The sequence below is a fragment of the uncultured Williamsia sp. genome, from assembly GCF_947494875.1.
GTDB lineage: Bacteria > Actinomycetota > Actinomycetes > Mycobacteriales > Mycobacteriaceae > Williamsia_A.
This window is the reverse complement of the sequence record NZ_CANLWM010000011.1, coordinates 16,940-32,476: the sequence shown is the minus strand read 5'-3', so window position 1 is coordinate 32,476 and position 15,537 is coordinate 16,940. Positions and strand designations below refer to the sequence as shown.

Genomic DNA, 15,537 nt, shown 5'->3' with positions numbered 1-15,537 from the left:
CAGGCCGAAGCCATCTCATAACTCGTGTTTGAATCCGAACGTCGCTTCTTGAGGCCGTCGATAAAGCAACCGCCTCCTGGGCATGCCAGGGGAAGGGCTACATCCCGTGGCCGCGCTGCGGCCCGGTACCGCGGCCACGGCCACGCGCCGGACGGGCCTTCACGGCTCCGTTCTTCGGTGCGTTGGACACCGCGGCTGACGGTCGGGTGGGGTGGTCGTTGATGGCGACCGCGGCGGCGTGCAGTGCCTCGGACTGGGGGATCTCGCGGGCGACGTCGACGAGTTCGGTGTCGCGGGTCATCGCGTCGCTGAGCTCGTCGAGGTGGTCGGCTTGGGCGCTGTCGCGGGCGGCGATGTCGAGCGCGGTGTCGCGGTCGGCGACGAGGTGGGCGATGGTGTCGGCGTCGCGTTCGTCTTCGGCGTCGGGGCGGGCGTGGTGGCCGGCGCGGGCTGTGGCGAGCAGTTCGGCGCCTTCCTCGCGGGGCAGTGATGCGACGTGGTCGACGTCGACGCCGTACTCCCCGAGTAGCTCGCTGATGTTGTCGGCCATCATCTCCGTGGCGAGCGAGGAATGCTGCCAGCGGCGGGCGCTGCCGTAGACGTCGAGGACCTCGCCGGCGTCGGCGCGGGTGGCCCAGTGCCGGTCGTGGTCGCGGTCGCCGATCCTCGACGGGTCGGCGCCGTAGTCGGTGCGGATTTTCTCCGCGATCGCTGTCTCCGAGGCGGTGTGCCAGAACGATGGGTCACTCGCGCCGACACCGAGAGCATGTCGTGCCTCGGCGTTGACGATGGCGGCGCGGTTCGCGGCGATGCCGTGTGACTCGGCGGCGGCGTTGGCGTCGTCGGCAGCTGGCCGTGTTGCGGCCTCGCGTGCGCGGCGGTCGGCGTCGCGTTGCTGGCGGCGCATGAACGCCTCGATCAGCGCGGTGCCGGTGGCCACGGCGCTGGCGAGGGCGCGTTCCATGTGGGAGACCAGCTCGCGGTCGTCGTGCTCGTGGGGACTGCTCATCGTGGGTGCCTTTCGATTCGATCGGGATCAGTGGGCGGCGGCGGGTTCGGGGCGGCGGCTGGGGTCGCTCATCAGCCACTCGACGACGTAGTCGGGCATCGGTTCGACCGGTAGTGGCGCAAGTCGCGGTTTGTGTCCGCGGTCTGCGCTGCAGCCGGCGAACGGACCCTGCGGGTCGAACAGGACCGCCATCGTGGGGTCGGCGTAGTCCTTCCACCACACGGCCATCCCGGTGCCGCCGTCGAGGCGCAGGTGCTCCCACGCCCGCCACAGCGCCTCGAGCCGGGAGACCGCTTCGCCGTGGGCCCACCAGCGCGGACACCAGATCAGCCGCTGCCCGGTCACGTCGCGGCGGTACTGGTCGACCAGGTGGTCGTTGACGAATCGGTACACCGAGGCGAATTTGGGCTCGGCGGGCAGCGGGGTGGGCGCCGGAGTGTCGGCGCCGCCGGTGTTGGCGTCAGCGATCGCGGGCGGCTGGTCGTCGTCGTCGAAATCGGGGTCGAGGTCGTCGTCGAGCATCGGGGTCAGGCCGCCTTTCCGGGATTGTCGGGTGTCGGTGAGTACCGGGCGAGTGAGTCCCGGACGGCGGCGGCGTAGCGCTTGTTCATCCATGGCACCGAGCGGGCGATGGTGGGCCGGTTGCCGGCGGAGAGCACCAGGAGGCGGCCGCGGGGCCAGGCTTGGAGGTCGGCGACGCTCAGGGTGCGTTGCAGCACCGTGGACTCGCTGGTGGAGGCGCGGCGGTCGCCGCTGCGGGAGACGTTGATGGCGCGGCGTTCGTAGTCGCCTACCAGTTTCGACAGCAGTTCGAGGAAGTCGTCCTCTTTCACGTTGCCGCCGTAGACGAACACGTTCGCTGCGCCCATGAGCTGCTTCATGCCGTCAGCGCCCCAGACCCGTACGCCCTGGGACCAGGACTGCAAGACGGTCATGATGTTGATCCCGCGGGAGCCGTAGTGGGAGTACAGGTCTGGCAGGCGGCGCCACCGCACGACGTTGGCGGCCTCGTCGAGCGCGCACAGCATCGGGGTCGGTAGCCGTCCGCCGGGTGATGCGGTGGCGATCTTCTCTGCGGCCTCGCAGGTGGCGACGGTGAGTGCGGCGATGATTGGGCCCGCGGACCCGACGCCTTCGCGGGAGAGGCAGTACAGGGTTTCTCCGCCGGCGACGAGCTGGTGCAGATCGAGATGCGGGCGGGTGTCGCCGAAGCTGGTGGTGATCCAGTCCTGGATCCGCCGGGACCGCAGGCAGTGCACCTGCTTCAACGCGGTGCCGAAGATGCCGTCCTGCTGCTTGTCGGCCAGGCCGAGGCGGGTGGTGAGCGCGTCGGCGATGAGTCGGTAGCCGTGGTCGTGCAGGATCGTCACGGCCTCGCGGCACAGGTCGCGGCGGGAGAGCCGTTCGTAGACAGTCGTGATCGGCTCGCGGGCGAGCGCGGATGCCAGGAGCAGGTTGGCGACGAGGTCCTGGCCCTCGGGGTCGAAGTAGGGGTCCTTCTTGGCGGCCTGGCCGTCGTCTCCGGCGGCGAACTGCTCGGCCAGCGATTCGGCGGTGTCCTCGTCGACGACGTAGGACAGCGGGTTCCAGTAGAACGACGCGGTCTCGTTCGCAACGCCTTGGGGGTCGAACACCCACACCCGGCGGCCGAGCGACTCGCGCACACCACGGGTGTGGTCGAGGTTGCCGCGCTTGTTCTCCGTGGCCAGCACCGCGCCGGGGGCCTCGCAGATGGCGGGGATGATCCGCGAGGTCGACTTGCCCATGCGGGGGCCGTGGATGTCGAGGTGCATGTCCTCGAACGAGCCGTAGAGCTTGGTGCCGGTGAACGTCTCCCCGATCGGCACACCAGGACTCGCGTGCGGCTGGTCGGTGGGGAACACCACCCCGAGGCTCTTGGCCTTGGCCTTGATCTGCGGTTCGGTGATCGAGGCGATGTCCTTGCCGTGTCCGAGGTGACGTTGGGCGTCGTCGACGCGCAACCTCCCGGCCGATCGGCGCAGCGCCCACATCAGCGCGGTGCAGCCGGCGATGATGACCAGGCCGCCGAACACGATCGCCCAGGCGGTCGCTCCGCCGGACCAGGTCAGTTTTCCCGCGCCGAGCTCGAGCACAGCGGCGAACGGGTTGCCGGGGACGGGTTGTCCGCCGGCGAGCTGCAACGCCCCCCAGATGGCGAGCACGGCCGCGATCACGACGCCGAGACCGCCGAAGATCAGTCGCGCGTCACCGGTTCCGGGTTCGCGGGTACGTCCGGGATTGCTCATCGGGTGCTCCTACTGCTGGGTGGTGATGGTGTCGAGTTGCCAGCCGGCGGGCCCGCCGGCCTTGGCGACGACCCACACGGTGAGCGGGTCGAGCTTCTGACCGCCGGGGGTGACGGTCTGGCTGATGCGCGCGACCCGGGCGGCGCTGGTCGCGGTGTCGGGGGGGTGCTCATCGGAGAGCACCCGGGCGGAGGCGACCACGGTGGAGCCGGTCGCTTTCCACTGAGCCCACTGGTTTCCCGTGACCGGGGCGAGCATCGAGAATGATCCCGCTGCCGACGCGCGGTAGGTCGGGGTGAGCAGATCCGCGGCCCGGTCGGCGGCGGCCTGGGCGGGGTCGGTGTCGGCGCCGCGGTAGGTGAACACCTCATCGAGGGCGGCGACCATGACCTGATCCGGGGTACAGATGCGACCATCCCGGCACGGCCGCGGCTGCGCGGTCGGGCCCGGCTGCATCCCGGTCGGAGACGACGGCACCATCGTCGACCCGGTCGGCGCGGTGCTCGAGCTGGTGGTCTCCGACGAGCTCGACGAGCACCCGGCGACCACCGCCACCGCGGCGAGGGCGGCGACCGCGGTCGCGATCCGGGTGGGCGTCACGAGGCCACCTCGGCGGGCTCGACCAGCTTCTGCAGCGGGATCTCGCGCCAGGTCCGGTATCCCGGCGCCCGGCACAGCGCCACCGCCGGGTTGGTCTCGACGTGCTCGACGCGGACCTGCACCTGGTGGCGGTTGCCCGAGAGGGTGAACATGTCGGCGCTGATGTCGGGGTGGCTGGACTCGATCACCAGCCGTAGCGCCGGGACCCCGAGGTGCTCGCGGACCTTGCCGGCGAGGAACACCGCCTTGTCCGCGGCCGAGCGCTCCGCGGACTCATCGGAGCCGTCGAAGATCCGGTCGTCGTCGAAGAACGTCCCGTACCAGGACTGCCGGTCATCAGCCGCGGCGCAGATCGCGTAGGTCGACACCTCGGCGTCCCCGGCGACACACAACCGCACCAGCGGCGCGTCCGCGGCGGCCGCGTCGAGGCGGGCGGCCTCAGCCGCGACGGTCGCGGCCGCGAGCTCGTCGTAGTCGAGGTCGAGCTGCTTGCGCATCTCGGTCTTCACCTTCGGCCACATGGCCTTGGTCTGAACGTTCTCCCGCTTGGCCCACGCCCGGATCTCCCGATGCGTCGGGGCGCCGCGCAGCTCGTCGGCGCCGGCGGCGACGACCTCGGCGGCGCGGTCCCAATCCTGCGATGTGCTCATGGTGGGTTCCTTCCTGTCGGGCGCAGACGGTCTGCGCCGCTGCCCTATTGGTTGGTCGGGGCGGGTGCCGGGGCGGCGGTGTCGATTCCGGCGCCGAATCGGCGGACGTACATGCCTTCGCCGTTCCACCCCGACAGCGGCATGATCGACACGGTTTTCCCGGACTCGGGGGCGTTGAGGAGCATGTCCTGGCCGTTCTGTTTGCCGTAGTAGATGCCGACGTGATGGCTGCCCTCGGCGGATGAGCCGAAGTAGATGAGGTCGCCGGGCTGCTTCTGATCGAGCGGGATGACCTGGCCGCGTGGGTCACTGGCCTGGTTGCCGGTGTAGTGACCGAGCGCGATCTTCCCGCCCGATGCCTGGTAGACGGCGTAGAGCGTGAGCCCGGAGCAGTCGAACCCGACCTTGTTGTAGTCGCCGAAGCTGTCGGCAGTTCCTCCGTCAGTGATGCCCTTTGTGGGTCCGTTCTTGTCCCCGCCGCCCCAGGCGTACGGGGTGCCGATCCAGCGCATCGCGGCCTGAATCACCCGCTGCCCGAACGACCCGTCGAGCGGGCCAGTGTTCCCACCGCCCGGGGTCTGACATGCCTGTCCCCCACCGTCGGAGGACGTCGACGACCCCGCGGTGGCGAGCTCGCCGAGCCGTGGGGTGACGGTGGCCACGACCTTTTCCGCCAGCGAGCGGGTCGAGGCGTAGGCGTTCGGGCCGGACTTCTCGACGGCCTGGGCCAGGGCGGCGGCGTCCATCGTCTGATAGCCCGGCACCTTCCGGGCGGTGTCGTAAAACCAGTTGATCTGCCACACCGGGTCCATCAGCTTGGTCAGATCCCCGCCACCGTGCATCGACACCCGCACCTGATGCGGGCCGACCGAGTCGTGATCGGAGCCGTCGCCGTCGTGCGGAAACTTCACCGACTCCGGCACATTCGTGGCGTTGGACAGGTTGCGGTAGGTCGACTCCGTCGCCATGGCCATCGACTCGGCCAGGATCGCCGAATCCGGTTCCCCGCGCTGCTTGCCGATCGCGACACCGTTCGCGGCGAGCGCGAGCTGCTTGTCGTTGAGCCCGGCCAGGGTGGCGCCGTTGGCGCCGGCCACGCCCATCCCGTACGGGTTGGTGGTGGTGCCGGTGCCGCAGTCGGTGACCCCGGACCCGGAGATGACAGCCACCAGGGCGAGCAGGGCAACGATGACCGAGCCCACCGCGATCGCGATGGTCTTGCCGGCCGCCCCTGTTGACTCGTCCACAGATCAGGACCCCGAGGGTTGGCTGCGCCGCAGCAACCGGGCGGTCAGTTCTTGGTTGAGTGCGGTGACCCGGGCGAGCTTGATCTGTAGTTCGGCCAGCGTGACCCGGTCGGCGTCGGTCAGGGTCAGCTCGGGATGCGCTGCACGCCACCAGTTGCGGATGGTGTGCGGATGCACGCCGAAGTTCGCGGCCACGGTCTCGAACGCTTGGTGGCGGGTGATGCCCTTACCGATCAGCTCATCGGCGGTGTCGACGGCGAGCTCCTTGACCGCGTCGTCGGCGGCCTCGCCCTTGCGCATCAGCGGTCTCCGCTCTGCTTGCGCAGCGAGAACCGCTGGTTGGTGTCGTGGACACCGGAGGTGGCCTCCGACGGGGTGAAGTTCAACCGGAACGGGATACCGGGCCGGTCGTCCTCACCGACCTTGAGCATGAAACAGCCCGTGCCCGGCGGCGACTGTCGCTGACCGGCGGTGATCTTTTTGATCGTCGCCGCAGTCGGTGGCGGGGTGGTCGACCAGGAGGTGATGAGACGTTTCTCGGTGTTGGTGAACGACATGACCCCACCGAGGCGTTCGAGCTCGTCGGGCCCGACCGGGCCGATGATCTTCGCCCTGGCGCGCTCGATGAACCCCAGCGCCTTGTTCACATCGGCTTGGGACTCGAAGCTCGCGAGGTCCTTGATCGTGTGGGTGATCAGGATCAGCGCCGTGCCGATCTGCCGGTTCAACCGGGTGAGCGCGTTGACCTTGTCGACCATGCCCGGCTCCGAGAGCACCTGCCACAGCTCGTCCATCACCACCAGGAACTGCCGCGGCTGGCCGTGGCCGGCGTCGGCGAGGGTGTGGGCGGCCTCGACCGCTCCGAACCCGTCCGACCAGCAGGTCAGCAGGATCGCCGCTTTCAACTTGGACTGACCGTCGGGGATCTTGGAGACGTCGATGCACACCGCGGGGGCGTCGACGTTGATGGGCACGGTCGACTGGTGGTTGAACACCTCGCCAAGGGGGCCGTCGACGATCGCTTTCAACGCCTGCCGCAGGCGGCGGGTGATGTCGCGGAACTGGACCCGGTCATCGGCACCGGCGGCTGCCCACAACTCTTCCGGGGAGTGGTCGAGCGCGGCGTACATGTCGGTGAGCAGCGGCGGTTTGGTGTGGGTGAACCCTCCTCCGCCCTCGAGCGACGGGCGGTAGAGGTGGGTGAGGATCGCCGAGATCAGCGTCTCCTCGTAGTCGTCGACCACCGACCCGCGGCCGAGCTGGATCAGCGCGGTCACCGCCTGCACCTGCCGGGAGTGGACCTGGTCGCGTACGTAGCGGGCGAGGTCCTCGCGACCGGCGTCGACCAGGGTCGGGATGATCGAACCCAGCGCGCCGACGGCGAGTGGGTTGATCTTTGCCGCACCCGGTCCGGCGTCGATGACCTGGCCGTCCACGGCGCGGGTGAGACCGACGTAGTCGGGTTTCACATCACCCATGAACAGCACCGTGTGGCCCTGGGCCATCGTGCCGGTCGCGATCCGGCGCACCAGCGACGACTTGCCGAACCCGTTGAGCGCGAGCACGAACAGGATCGGGGCGGTGATCATGCCCGCGTTCATCCAGGACAGCGGGTCGAACCCGACGTCCTCGCCGGTGAACAGGTGCGCCCCGACCGGGGTGCCCAGCATCGGCGCCGCGGCCCCGATGCAGTACGGGCTCAACCCCGCGGTCTGGGTGGTGGTGGCCCGCCACTCGGGCAGGCGGGCAACGGAGGCCATGCGACCGCCGCCGGCGCCGCTGAACCCGCGCATGGTGCGCAGCGGCATCGGCTTGTCCCAGCCCTCAGACTCGATGAGTCGGTCGATCGCGTTACGACGCCGGTTCTCCTCGCGGCGCATCTCCCGATGGGCCTTCTTGCCCTTGCGGCCGGGGATGGCCATCTGCTCGCGCAGCTGCTCCATCCCAGCGACCGAACGGATACGGATGCCGGCGACGCGGACGAACCGTTCGGTGACGGCCTCGTCGACGGTGAGGTCCTCGACGTCTTTCGTGGCGCGGTGCCGCGCCCCCAGCGGGGCGGTCATCCGCCGAGCTTTCCGCTGATCGAGGCGTACTCCGGCAGGATCGTGCCCATGCCCAGAGACCCGGCGAACGCGGCGGCCTGATAGCCCCAGCAGCGGCGCAACCCGATGCGCGCGGAGTCGCCCATCGCCTCGATCTCCGAGCGCACCGTGGGGATGTCCGAGCCGGCGGGAACGGTCGCGGTGACCAGCATCGCGAACCGGGTCAGCCCCGCACCGCGGGCCTGCTCGGAGCGGGCGTTGTTGGTGTTCTGCACCCGCAGCGACGCCGCCGCCGACACCACACCCTTCTTGGACTGCTCCGCGGCCAGCGCCTCACGGAAGTCGTTGTCGACGAGCTTGACCGCATCGGCGGTCGAGTGGACGCGGTAGACGATCGTCACCCGCTTACGGGTGAGGTCCGCGCGCGGTGCGAGCAGCGGCAGCAGCGTGTCCGAGGGCACCTGGCCCGCAGGCGGGGCACCCATCTCCCACGACACTGACACGAACCCGTTGTGCCGGTAGCAGTCCCAGTCCTCCTGCGCGCTGATCGGACCGGCGCCGGTCCAGCGCAGATCGTCGGCGGCCTCGGTGCCCGAGATCCGCTCGAGGTCGGCGGTCAGCTCCGGGTTGTAGGCCCGCGTCGGGTAGATCGCCAACTCGCCCGGCGACAACGGGGTCGCGGCGATCCCCGCCTGCGCGGCGGCCACGATCAGCGTCGACAGGCGCCGCCCGATCTCGGCGGCCTGATCGGCCACCTCACGAGACGATGCCTCCCGCAATGGCGAGAACGTCAGTGTCAGGCGCACATCGGAGCGCACCCGCGCCGACCCGCGGGTCAGCACGGTCTCGGCCATCACCTGACGGGCGAACTCCGGGGCATTGGGCTCGGTGATCCGCCGGACCTCCGCACCGATCCGGGCGCCCGCGTCGGGAACGGACTCGACGACGACCTCCGCGCCGACCGCACCGCGCGAGGAGCCCAGGCGGGCGAGGAAATCACCCTGGCCCGCGACCCAGTCGTTGATCTGCCACTGATCGACCCGCTCCTGGCCCTGGGGCTGCACCGCGAGGCTGACGGTGAAGTGGTTCTTGTTCGGGTAGTGGATCAACCCGAAGCGCTGTCCGTCGCGCAGCTCGTAGCCATACAGGTGTGAACTGGCGGCGATCCCCGGCAGCCGAGCGTTGCCCGGGACCTGACCGAACACCCCGCCGCGGTACACCGTCTGCTTACGCAGCCGCGCCCAGTTGAATTGCACTCGCAAGACCGTCATCTCCCATCCGGTGCGGCCGTCCCGGGAGTAGACCAATGGGGCCATCCCGATCGTGGAGACCGCGAGAAAAACACCCACCACAGCCAGGGATTGGGTGAACACGTAACTGAAAATCGTTGCGATGACCAAGACGCCAGCCAGAATCGTGACGCCCCAGGTCATCCCGAACAGGCCCGTGGAGCGCGGGCGCTCCCACCGGCCATACAGCAGCAGCGCGTTGCGCTCGGCAGGCGCGCTCATCGCATACCCCCGTCGGTGGCCATCCCGTCATCGCCGCCGTCGAAGAAGTTCTCCGCCGCCTGACTCATGACGTTTGTGGCACCCATCGCATCCATAGCGGACGAGAAGCGGTTCGATCCCCCACCACCCGACGACGACCCGCCGGAGTCGGGCATCGACGACGTCGACGGAACCGTCGACGTCGCGGCCATCGAGCCACCACCCGAGCGACCACCGCCGCTCGAGGAACCGCCTCCGCCGCCTCCGCCTCCGCCTCCGCCGCCGCCACTGTCCCCACCGCCGGAGGAGGCTGCCGACATGCGCGATACGCCCCCGCCGCCGCTGTCGCCGCCGGACATGCCGCCGCCCGACGAACTAAGACCGGTTGTCGCGGCCCCGGACGTACCCGCGGTTGATGCCGCTCCGCCTGCCCCGGCCCCGCCCGCGGCCAGAGCACCGCCGGCGGCCACGACGCCGGCGGCCATCATCCCGGCCTGCAATCCCGATCCGCCCGACATCGACAGGCCACCGGAGACGAGCTTCATCAGCATCGGCAGCATCAGCGCCGAGAGGAATAGCAGGATGAACCCGTAAAACACCTGCTCGGTCGAGGGCTTGTCCGAGTCGCCGGCGAGAGTGAACGCCACCACAAAGCAGCCCGCAGCCACCAGCTTCCACAGCAGCAGTGCGATCACCCACCGCACCGTCTTGGAGTAGGCGGCCTTGCCGAGTTCCGTTCCCGATGCGGCGCCGATGATCGGGATGTAGGCCACGACGAGGATCAGCATCGCTTGTCGCACCACCAGGACAACGGCCTGGAACACCGCGCCGAGCGCGCCCAGGACGCCGACGATCAGCAGGAACCCTGCGGACATGCCGTTGCCGCCCATCAACACCTCGACGTTGACGATCCGTTCGACGACCTTGCTCGCATCGCCCTTGGTGACGCTGTCGAGCCACGCCACCGACAGGGCGTCGGTGGCCTGCGACAACGCGGTGAGGAACCCGCCGAACACCCACGCCCCGATCACCGCCCGCGACAGGGCGTGGAACTGTTCCTCGCCGGCGGCGTACACGGCGTGCCGTTTGGCCATCATCAGCCGGATACCGCCGACCACTATCGACAGGGCCATGAAAATCAGCTGCAACCGCAGCGTCAGATCCTTCACCTTCTGGATCGCGTTCCACTGCGCCGCTTCCGGTGTCGGGATCCGCACAAACCAGGTCAGCACCAGCGTCATCGCCGACCCCGTGCCTTGCAGGATCGACTTCACGATCCCCTTGAACCCGTCGCTGGCGGCGTCTTTGATGCTGTCCTTCACTGCTCCACCGGCCGCCTGGGCGACACTGCACCCTGCGCCAGGCAGCGCGGCATTGGCAGCTGCGCAGGCGACGTCGGTGAGTGGGTTGGCCGCTGCCACCGGAGTGGCTGTCGGAGTAATCAGCCCGCCGCCGCCGACCGCCAGGACACCAGCGGTGAGCACCACGACCAAGGCCCGACGCAGAGCTCGAGCTACTCGGTCCACGACGTCATCCCAGCGATCGCGGTCTGATGCTGCCCTCGGTCGGGAGTGGTCGGGGTGACGATCAGCTTCCAGGTTCCGTCGGACCAGCTCAGCGACAGGGTCTGCACGATGTAGTAGCCGCTCGGGTCGGAATCATCAGTGACAGGGCCCGATCCGTAATCGATGGTCGCGAAGTTCCCGTTGAAGGACCGAACCTGCACCCCGGCTACCGCACCGGGTGCGAGCTGCGGTTCTGCGAGCATTGATTGCCGGGCGGGGCGGTTCTGCGCCGTGCGCTGCGCGATCACTGTCGAGTCACCGGAGAGCAGGGTGCGTTGGACCGTGGCCGATTCGGTGTCGGGGCCGCCGAGCCACATCGAGAGGATCGATACCCCGGCGAGGGCGGCACCCTGCGGCGTTCGCGACCAGCCCTGGGCGATGCCGTCCTTGATGGTGGTAGGTCCGTCGCTGGTGGAGAACGGGACGATCGGGAGATCGTAGAGCTTCTCCCATGTCAGACCGGCTGGCGCATCGTTCTGCCCCTGAGGGGTTTTCGCTGTTTGCGGGAGCAGTTGCCCGGCAGGGTTTGCGGGCAGCTGGACGGGCTTGTTGAACTTGTCGACGGTCGTGCCGGTGAACCCGGACCCGCCGGTCGAAGCCGAGGTCGGTGGCGCAGACGTGGTGGGAGTGGTGGCGATCGGCCGGTTCGTCGTCGTGCCGCTGTGGTTGAGGCCGATCACCAGGACAGTGGCGACCACCACGATCACGACGACCACCGCGACGACGATCCACAGGGTGCGCCGCGACGTCGGCTTCGGAGGCGTCGTGGGGAAGACGGTCTTCTGGCTCATCAGCACTGGCCTTTCAGCGCGATCATCGACGCAGGCAGGGCTCCGATGGCGGTGACCGGGGATGCGGTGGAAGAGGCGTCGGGCAGTTGCAGTTGCCAGTCCCCCTCGGCCGACCACACGACGGTCGCGGCGTTCGCGGTCAGTGAGTTGTCGGCCTGGCGGCTGATGATCGACACCCGCGCCTTCTGCGGGGTGTAGTCGTCCATCTGGTAGCCGCACACCTTGGGTGCGTCGGTGGCGATCGGGGTGGTGATCGACAGCCGAACCCGGGTGATCGTCCAGTTGTCGCGGGCCGGGCCGGGCGCGAGGAGTTGGTCACCGACGGTGGCCCACTGGTCGTCGGCGGCCACGCTCATCCGCACGGTGGCGTTGATCGCGGCCAGGGCCGCACCGGGCCCGTTGTGGTCGAAGCCGTGCGGGGCCGCAACCGGGGTGGTGATGTGTGGTCCCTGATCGGCGGTGGGGATCTTCATGCCCTGGAACGAGGTCCACGCGACACCGCTCGGCGGGGCGGTCGGTGCGACCTGGGTGACTGACGAGGCGGTATCGCCGGTGGGGGTGTTGTCCGAGCCGCACCCGGCCAGGAGCGCGGTGGCCGCGAGCAAGCCGGTCAGGACAGCAGCGCCCCGGCGATCGCACCGGCCGAGCCGACCAGGACGGTGCCTGCCAGCTGCGCCACGAGTGTCTCGATTCCCATGTCGCCGTGCTCGCCGCGCTTGGCCTGCCAGAACAGTCCGCCGAGCCAGATCAGTCGGCCTACGGCGATCAGACACGCGATCCAGGCCACCCACCCCAGCACTTGCTCGAGCCGGGCGTAGGCGTAGTCCGCTCCCTGCATTGTCAGTTCCGTTCCGTGTCATGGGTATTGCCTTCTGGGGAGAGTGGTGTTCTGGGGGTGTGGGGGTCAGACGAGTGCGCCGACTAGGCCGCCGGCGGTGGCGATGATGACGCAGCCGATGAGGGTGTAGCCGACCTTGGTGGCCGATTCCGGTGTGGTGCCGCCGTGGTTGCGGTCCCAGCCGAACTTCGCGCCCGCGGCGATGAGTGCTCCGACGGCGAGGATCATGGCGATCCAGCCGCCCCAGGACAGAACGGTGAGCAGCTTGTCCGACCCGGGAGGGGCGGTCGGGTTGACGTTGATGCCGGCGTCGGCGAGGACGGTGATGGTGCTGGTGATCATGGGGTTTCCTTTTCTCGGTGGGGAGATGTGAGCGGCAGGTGCCGTTCAAGTGGCTTCACGGAGCTGGGTCGGGCGGGCGATGCGGGCGTTGATGGCGTCGTTGGCGACGCGGGCGAGGCCGACGATGTCGCCACAGGTGCGGCGACGGGCGTTGCGCAGCAGCTCGGCCACGTCGGGGTAGCGGCAGTCGGCGATGACGGTGTCGATCGCCGCGATCAGCGCCGCGGTCGATCCCGCCTGCAGGGCCGGGGCCAGTGCGGCGGCCGCGGCCTCGAAGTGCTCGCCGTCGAACTCGGCGGCGCGGTGGTAGTCGGAGATCACCGCGCGCAGGCGGGTGCGGGCGGTGGTGCGGGCGGTCATCGGCGGTACCTCGTGACGACAGTGGTGACGATGTCCGCGCCGGTGGTGCAGATCGACAGCGGCGGTCCGACAGCGAGGTCGTTGTGCTTCTTGTCCGGCAGCGGGGTACTGGGCAGCCACGCGGCGATGCCGCCGCGGCGGGCGAGCATCAGTTCCTCGATCCAGGGCACCGTCCAGGTGTGGTCGACGAGCTCGCCGACCGTCTGGGCGTAGCGGTTGACTTCCTTGGGGATCCGGCCGGGCCGAGGCAGGGTCCAGACGATCCCGAACACGTCGACACCGTCGGGGATCTCGTCGTCACGTAGCCGGGCTGCGGCGTCGTCGATACCGGCCATCGACATCCGCGCCACCAGTACGCACCACTGGGTGGTCTCGGGGTGCGCGGGCCAGCAGGTGTCGGAATCGGCTGCGGGTCCCCACATCTGGGCCAGGGTTGTGGTGCCCACTCCCCCGCTCGCGCCGACGAGCGCGAACAGCGGCGGCTTGGAGTGACCGGAGGTCACGGTGTCCAGACGCCAGTAGTGCGGCGGCCGCCACCCCTGCGCGTCGGGATGCACCTCGGCGGCGACGGTCTCGTCGTGATCGGTCATCACGGCTGCGTTCCTTCCTGGGCGACGATCGCGTCGATGACCCAGCTCGTGGGACTCGTCGCGGAGACATAGACGGTGTCGGTCGACACCGGTTGTGGACGTGCGTCACCAGCACGCCCGGACACCGAGACCTGCCAGCGGACCGGGGAGTCCGTGGCGGTGATCCGGGCGCACCACTGGATCTGCCCCTCCGGGAGACGGGCGATCCAGCCGCGCAGCTCGTCAACGCTCGGTGTGGTGGCCGCCTCGGCGACCACTGCGCGCGCAGCGGCCGGCGAGCGCTGGTCGAACAGGGCCGAGACGAAGGCCGCCACCGCTGCTTGCGGTGAGCGGCCGTCGCCGCCGGCCGCGACCGTCGTGGTGTCGCCGGCGGTGCCGACCGGACACCACGACGTCACCGGAGCAGGCGCCGCCACGGCGTGCGGTGCCGGTCCGCTGTGCTGGTCGGGCAGCACCAGGACGACCACCGTGGCCACAACCGCGACTGCCGCGGCGAGGAACCCCGCGGCGATGCCGGCTCGGTGCAGCGTGCGGCGGCGTGCTTGACGTGCCCGCCCGGTGGTGACGAGCTCATCGAGACCGTCCCCGGCAGGGTCGGGGGTCTCGGCCCACGCCTGGCCGAGATCCGCCAGCGGCGGGTCGGTGCCTTGGGCGCCCCGGCTATAGCCGAGCGCGGTGAACTGTTCAGTGGGGGCATCCGCGCCGCCGCGCACCGGGTCCGCGACCGGGGCTGTCGGCGCAGGCGCCGACGTGGCCATGGCGACGTCGGCGTCGACCGGAAGGGGCGGGTCGTCGACCGGTGCCCAGAGTTCGAGGGCGACGTGCGCGGCGTCGCTGTTGATGTGTTGCTTCTGCTGGTGCGCAGTGTCGGGGTCGATAACGGCGGGCGCATCGCCCTGCGGTGCAGTGGGATCGGGGCCGGTATCGGTGACCCAGCCCCATCGGTCGTCGGTCACTGGTCGATCTCCCCCGCGATGCGGATCTGACCGGGAGGGCCTGTCGTGGTGGCGCGCAGCTTGTATTGCGCGGCCGGGGCACCCGGTGGCTGGTAGTCGAGGGTGGCCAGGACTGTGGTGGGGTCGGTCTGGCGCATCCGCAGGCAGTACGTGGTGCCGGGCGGGAAGCCGTCGAGCGCGGCCTGGATGAGCTGTGGTTTGCCCATGTCCTGTTTCGGGGCGACAGTCGCCGCGACCTGGGAGGCGTCGCGATCGGTGATGACCGCGTAGTGATACGCCGCGACCGCGGCGATCGGTGAGTCCTGGCTACCGGGGCCGCGGGTGACGGTCTCTCCCGGTGCGGCCGAGGAGGTGTGGCAGGCGATCGGGGTCAGCGCCGGGAGCGCAGGCAGCGCCGCGGAGGGCGACGGTTCGGGAGCGAATTGGTCGATCGAGGGGGCGGGCTGATCTGAGCAGCCGGCGATGAATGCCGTTGCGACGGCGAGGGTGCCAGCGCACACCACCAGCACCCGGCGTCGCGCCGGGCGGCGGGTGCAGGTGCTGGCGGTGTGCGTCTCAGACACGGGTTACTGCCTCACTTCCAGTAGAAGGGGTGCTCGCCCGGCAGGTATGGGCCGAGGATGATCGGGCCGGGCAGCGGCGGGGCGCAGCCGGGGCAGGCACCGGCGCTGGCGGTACCGGCGCCCGCGCCGAGCAGACCGGCGGTGCCCAGTGACAGGGCGCCCGCGACGAGCGCCGAGGCCACGACCTTCCTCTGTCGGGTGTTGCGTTGTGCCATCGGTGGTTT

Annotated in this window: 19 protein-coding genes; all 19 read right to left on the bottom strand. The window is 69.8% G+C overall.

The features are described from left to right. Positions 1 to 97 precede the first annotated feature (97 nt). Entirely contained in the window at positions 98 to 1,009 is a 912-nt protein-coding gene (locus Q1A98_RS21925; protein ID WP_299577484.1) for a hypothetical protein, read from the bottom strand. Between the two features lie 27 nt (positions 1,010 to 1,036). Beyond that, positions 1,037 to 1,531 carry a DUF4913 domain-containing protein gene (locus Q1A98_RS21920; protein WP_299577482.1) on the bottom strand — a complete coding sequence of 165 codons (495 nt, stop codon included), beginning with the start codon at positions 1,529 to 1,531 and terminating at the stop codon, positions 1,037 to 1,039. Between the two features lie 5 nt (positions 1,532 to 1,536). Next, entirely contained in the window at positions 1,537 to 3,276 is a 1,740-nt protein-coding gene (locus Q1A98_RS21915) for a TraM recognition domain-containing protein (protein ID WP_299577480.1), read from the bottom strand. A gap of 9 nt (positions 3,277 to 3,285) precedes the next feature. Further along, a complete protein-coding gene (locus Q1A98_RS21910; RefSeq protein WP_299577478.1) occupies positions 3,286 to 3,876 on the bottom strand; it encodes a hypothetical protein in 591 nt (196 codons plus the stop codon). Next, positions 3,873 to 4,526, bottom strand: coding sequence for a hypothetical protein (locus Q1A98_RS21905; RefSeq protein WP_299577476.1), 654 nt, complete (start codon positions 4,524 to 4,526; stop codon positions 3,873 to 3,875). Before Q1A98_RS21905 ends, Q1A98_RS21910 begins: the two co-directional genes overlap by 4 nt. 44 nt (positions 4,527 to 4,570) lie before the next feature. Then, positions 4,571 to 5,773 (bottom strand): C40 family peptidase, encoded by a 1,203-nt coding sequence (locus Q1A98_RS21900; RefSeq protein WP_299577474.1) that lies wholly within the window; start codon positions 5,771 to 5,773, stop codon positions 4,571 to 4,573. A gap of 3 nt (positions 5,774 to 5,776) precedes the next feature. Next, entirely contained in the window at positions 5,777 to 6,073 is a 297-nt protein-coding gene (locus Q1A98_RS21895; protein WP_299577472.1) for a hypothetical protein, read from the bottom strand. Continuing rightward, positions 6,073 to 7,839: a hypothetical protein gene (locus Q1A98_RS21890; protein WP_299577470.1), complete on the bottom strand. Its 1,767-nt coding sequence runs from the start codon at positions 7,837 to 7,839 to the stop codon at positions 6,073 to 6,075. Before Q1A98_RS21890 ends, Q1A98_RS21895 begins: the two co-directional genes overlap by 1 nt. After that, on the bottom strand, positions 7,836 to 9,329 hold the full coding sequence (locus Q1A98_RS21885; RefSeq protein ID WP_366943493.1) for an SCO6880 family protein: 1,494 nt from the start codon (positions 9,327 to 9,329) through the stop codon (positions 7,836 to 7,838). Before Q1A98_RS21885 ends, Q1A98_RS21890 begins: the two co-directional genes overlap by 4 nt. Further along, positions 9,326 to 10,630: a hypothetical protein gene (locus Q1A98_RS21880; protein WP_299577466.1), complete on the bottom strand. Its 1,305-nt coding sequence runs from the start codon at positions 10,628 to 10,630 to the stop codon at positions 9,326 to 9,328. The genes Q1A98_RS21885 and Q1A98_RS21880 overlap by 4 nt, the downstream gene beginning before the upstream one ends. Positions 10,631 to 10,821: 191 nt before the next feature. Continuing rightward, positions 10,822 to 11,664, bottom strand: coding sequence for a hypothetical protein (locus tag Q1A98_RS21875; protein WP_299577464.1), 843 nt, complete (start codon positions 11,662 to 11,664; stop codon positions 10,822 to 10,824). Next, positions 11,664 to 12,269: a hypothetical protein gene (locus Q1A98_RS21870; protein WP_299577462.1), complete on the bottom strand. Its 606-nt coding sequence runs from the start codon at positions 12,267 to 12,269 to the stop codon at positions 11,664 to 11,666. Before Q1A98_RS21870 ends, Q1A98_RS21875 begins: the two co-directional genes overlap by 1 nt. 5 nt (positions 12,270 to 12,274) lie before the next feature. Beyond that, positions 12,275 to 12,502 (bottom strand): hypothetical protein, encoded by a 228-nt coding sequence (locus Q1A98_RS21865; RefSeq protein ID WP_299577460.1) that lies wholly within the window; start codon positions 12,500 to 12,502, stop codon positions 12,275 to 12,277. A 66-nt stretch (positions 12,503 to 12,568) separates the two neighbouring features. Continuing rightward, the gene (locus Q1A98_RS21860) at positions 12,569 to 12,844 is read right to left on the bottom strand and encodes a hypothetical protein (protein ID WP_299577458.1); all 276 of its coding nucleotides are present in this window, start codon (positions 12,842 to 12,844) and stop codon (positions 12,569 to 12,571) included. 45 nt (positions 12,845 to 12,889) lie between these two features. Continuing rightward, complete coding sequence (locus tag Q1A98_RS21855) at positions 12,890 to 13,204, bottom strand: hypothetical protein (RefSeq protein ID WP_299577456.1); 315 nt, start codon at positions 13,202 to 13,204, stop codon at positions 12,890 to 12,892. Next, entirely contained in the window at positions 13,201 to 13,794 is a 594-nt protein-coding gene (locus Q1A98_RS21850) for a DUF6668 family protein (protein WP_299577454.1), read from the bottom strand. Before Q1A98_RS21850 ends, Q1A98_RS21855 begins: the two co-directional genes overlap by 4 nt. After that, complete coding sequence (locus Q1A98_RS21845; protein ID WP_299577452.1) at positions 13,794 to 14,750, bottom strand: hypothetical protein; 957 nt, start codon at positions 14,748 to 14,750, stop codon at positions 13,794 to 13,796. The genes Q1A98_RS21850 and Q1A98_RS21845 overlap by 1 nt, the downstream gene beginning before the upstream one ends. Further along, the gene (locus Q1A98_RS21840) at positions 14,747 to 15,313 is read right to left on the bottom strand and encodes a hypothetical protein (RefSeq protein WP_299577450.1); all 567 of its coding nucleotides are present in this window, start codon (positions 15,311 to 15,313) and stop codon (positions 14,747 to 14,749) included. Before Q1A98_RS21840 ends, Q1A98_RS21845 begins: the two co-directional genes overlap by 4 nt. An 11-nt stretch (positions 15,314 to 15,324) precedes the next feature. Next, positions 15,325 to 15,528, bottom strand: coding sequence for a hypothetical protein (locus Q1A98_RS21835; protein ID WP_299577448.1), 204 nt, complete (start codon positions 15,526 to 15,528; stop codon positions 15,325 to 15,327). Positions 15,529 to 15,537 lie beyond the last annotated feature (9 nt).

Bases quoted from the DNA above. Each gene is read 5' to 3' on its own strand.
- Q1A98_RS21915 (WP_299577480.1), bottom strand. From the start codon at position 3,276: ATGAGCAATCCCGGACGTACCCGCGAACCCGGAACCGGTGACGCGCGA.
- Q1A98_RS21885 (WP_366943493.1), bottom strand. From the start codon at position 9,329: ATGAGCGCGCCTGCCGAGCGCAACGCGCTGCTGCTGTATGGCCGGTGG.
- Q1A98_RS21860 (WP_299577458.1), bottom strand. From the start codon at position 12,844: ATGATCACCAGCACCATCACCGTCCTCGCCGACGCCGGCATCAACGTC.
- Q1A98_RS21850 (WP_299577454.1), bottom strand. From the start codon at position 13,794: ATGACCGATCACGACGAGACCGTCGCCGCCGAGGTGCATCCCGACGCG.
- Q1A98_RS21875 (WP_299577464.1), bottom strand. From the start codon at position 11,664: ATGAGCCAGAAGACCGTCTTCCCCACGACGCCTCCGAAGCCGACGTCG.
- Q1A98_RS21855 (WP_299577456.1), bottom strand. From the start codon at position 13,204: ATGACCGCCCGCACCACCGCCCGCACCCGCCTGCGCGCGGTGATCTCC.
- Q1A98_RS21905 (WP_299577476.1), bottom strand. From the start codon at position 4,526: ATGAGCACATCGCAGGATTGGGACCGCGCCGCCGAGGTCGTCGCCGCC.
- Q1A98_RS21890 (WP_299577470.1), bottom strand. From the start codon at position 7,839: ATGACCGCCCCGCTGGGGGCGCGGCACCGCGCCACGAAAGACGTCGAG.
- Q1A98_RS21895 (WP_299577472.1), bottom strand. From the start codon at position 6,073: ATGCGCAAGGGCGAGGCCGCCGACGACGCGGTCAAGGAGCTCGCCGTC.
- Q1A98_RS21925 (WP_299577484.1), bottom strand. From the start codon at position 1,009: ATGAGCAGTCCCCACGAGCACGACGACCGCGAGCTGGTCTCCCACATG.
- Q1A98_RS21865 (WP_299577460.1), bottom strand. From the start codon at position 12,502: ATGCAGGGAGCGGACTACGCCTACGCCCGGCTCGAGCAAGTGCTGGGG.
- Q1A98_RS21920 (WP_299577482.1), bottom strand. From the start codon at position 1,531: ATGCTCGACGACGACCTCGACCCCGATTTCGACGACGACGACCAGCCG.
- Q1A98_RS21835 (WP_299577448.1), bottom strand. From the start codon at position 15,528: ATGGCACAACGCAACACCCGACAGAGGAAGGTCGTGGCCTCGGCGCTC.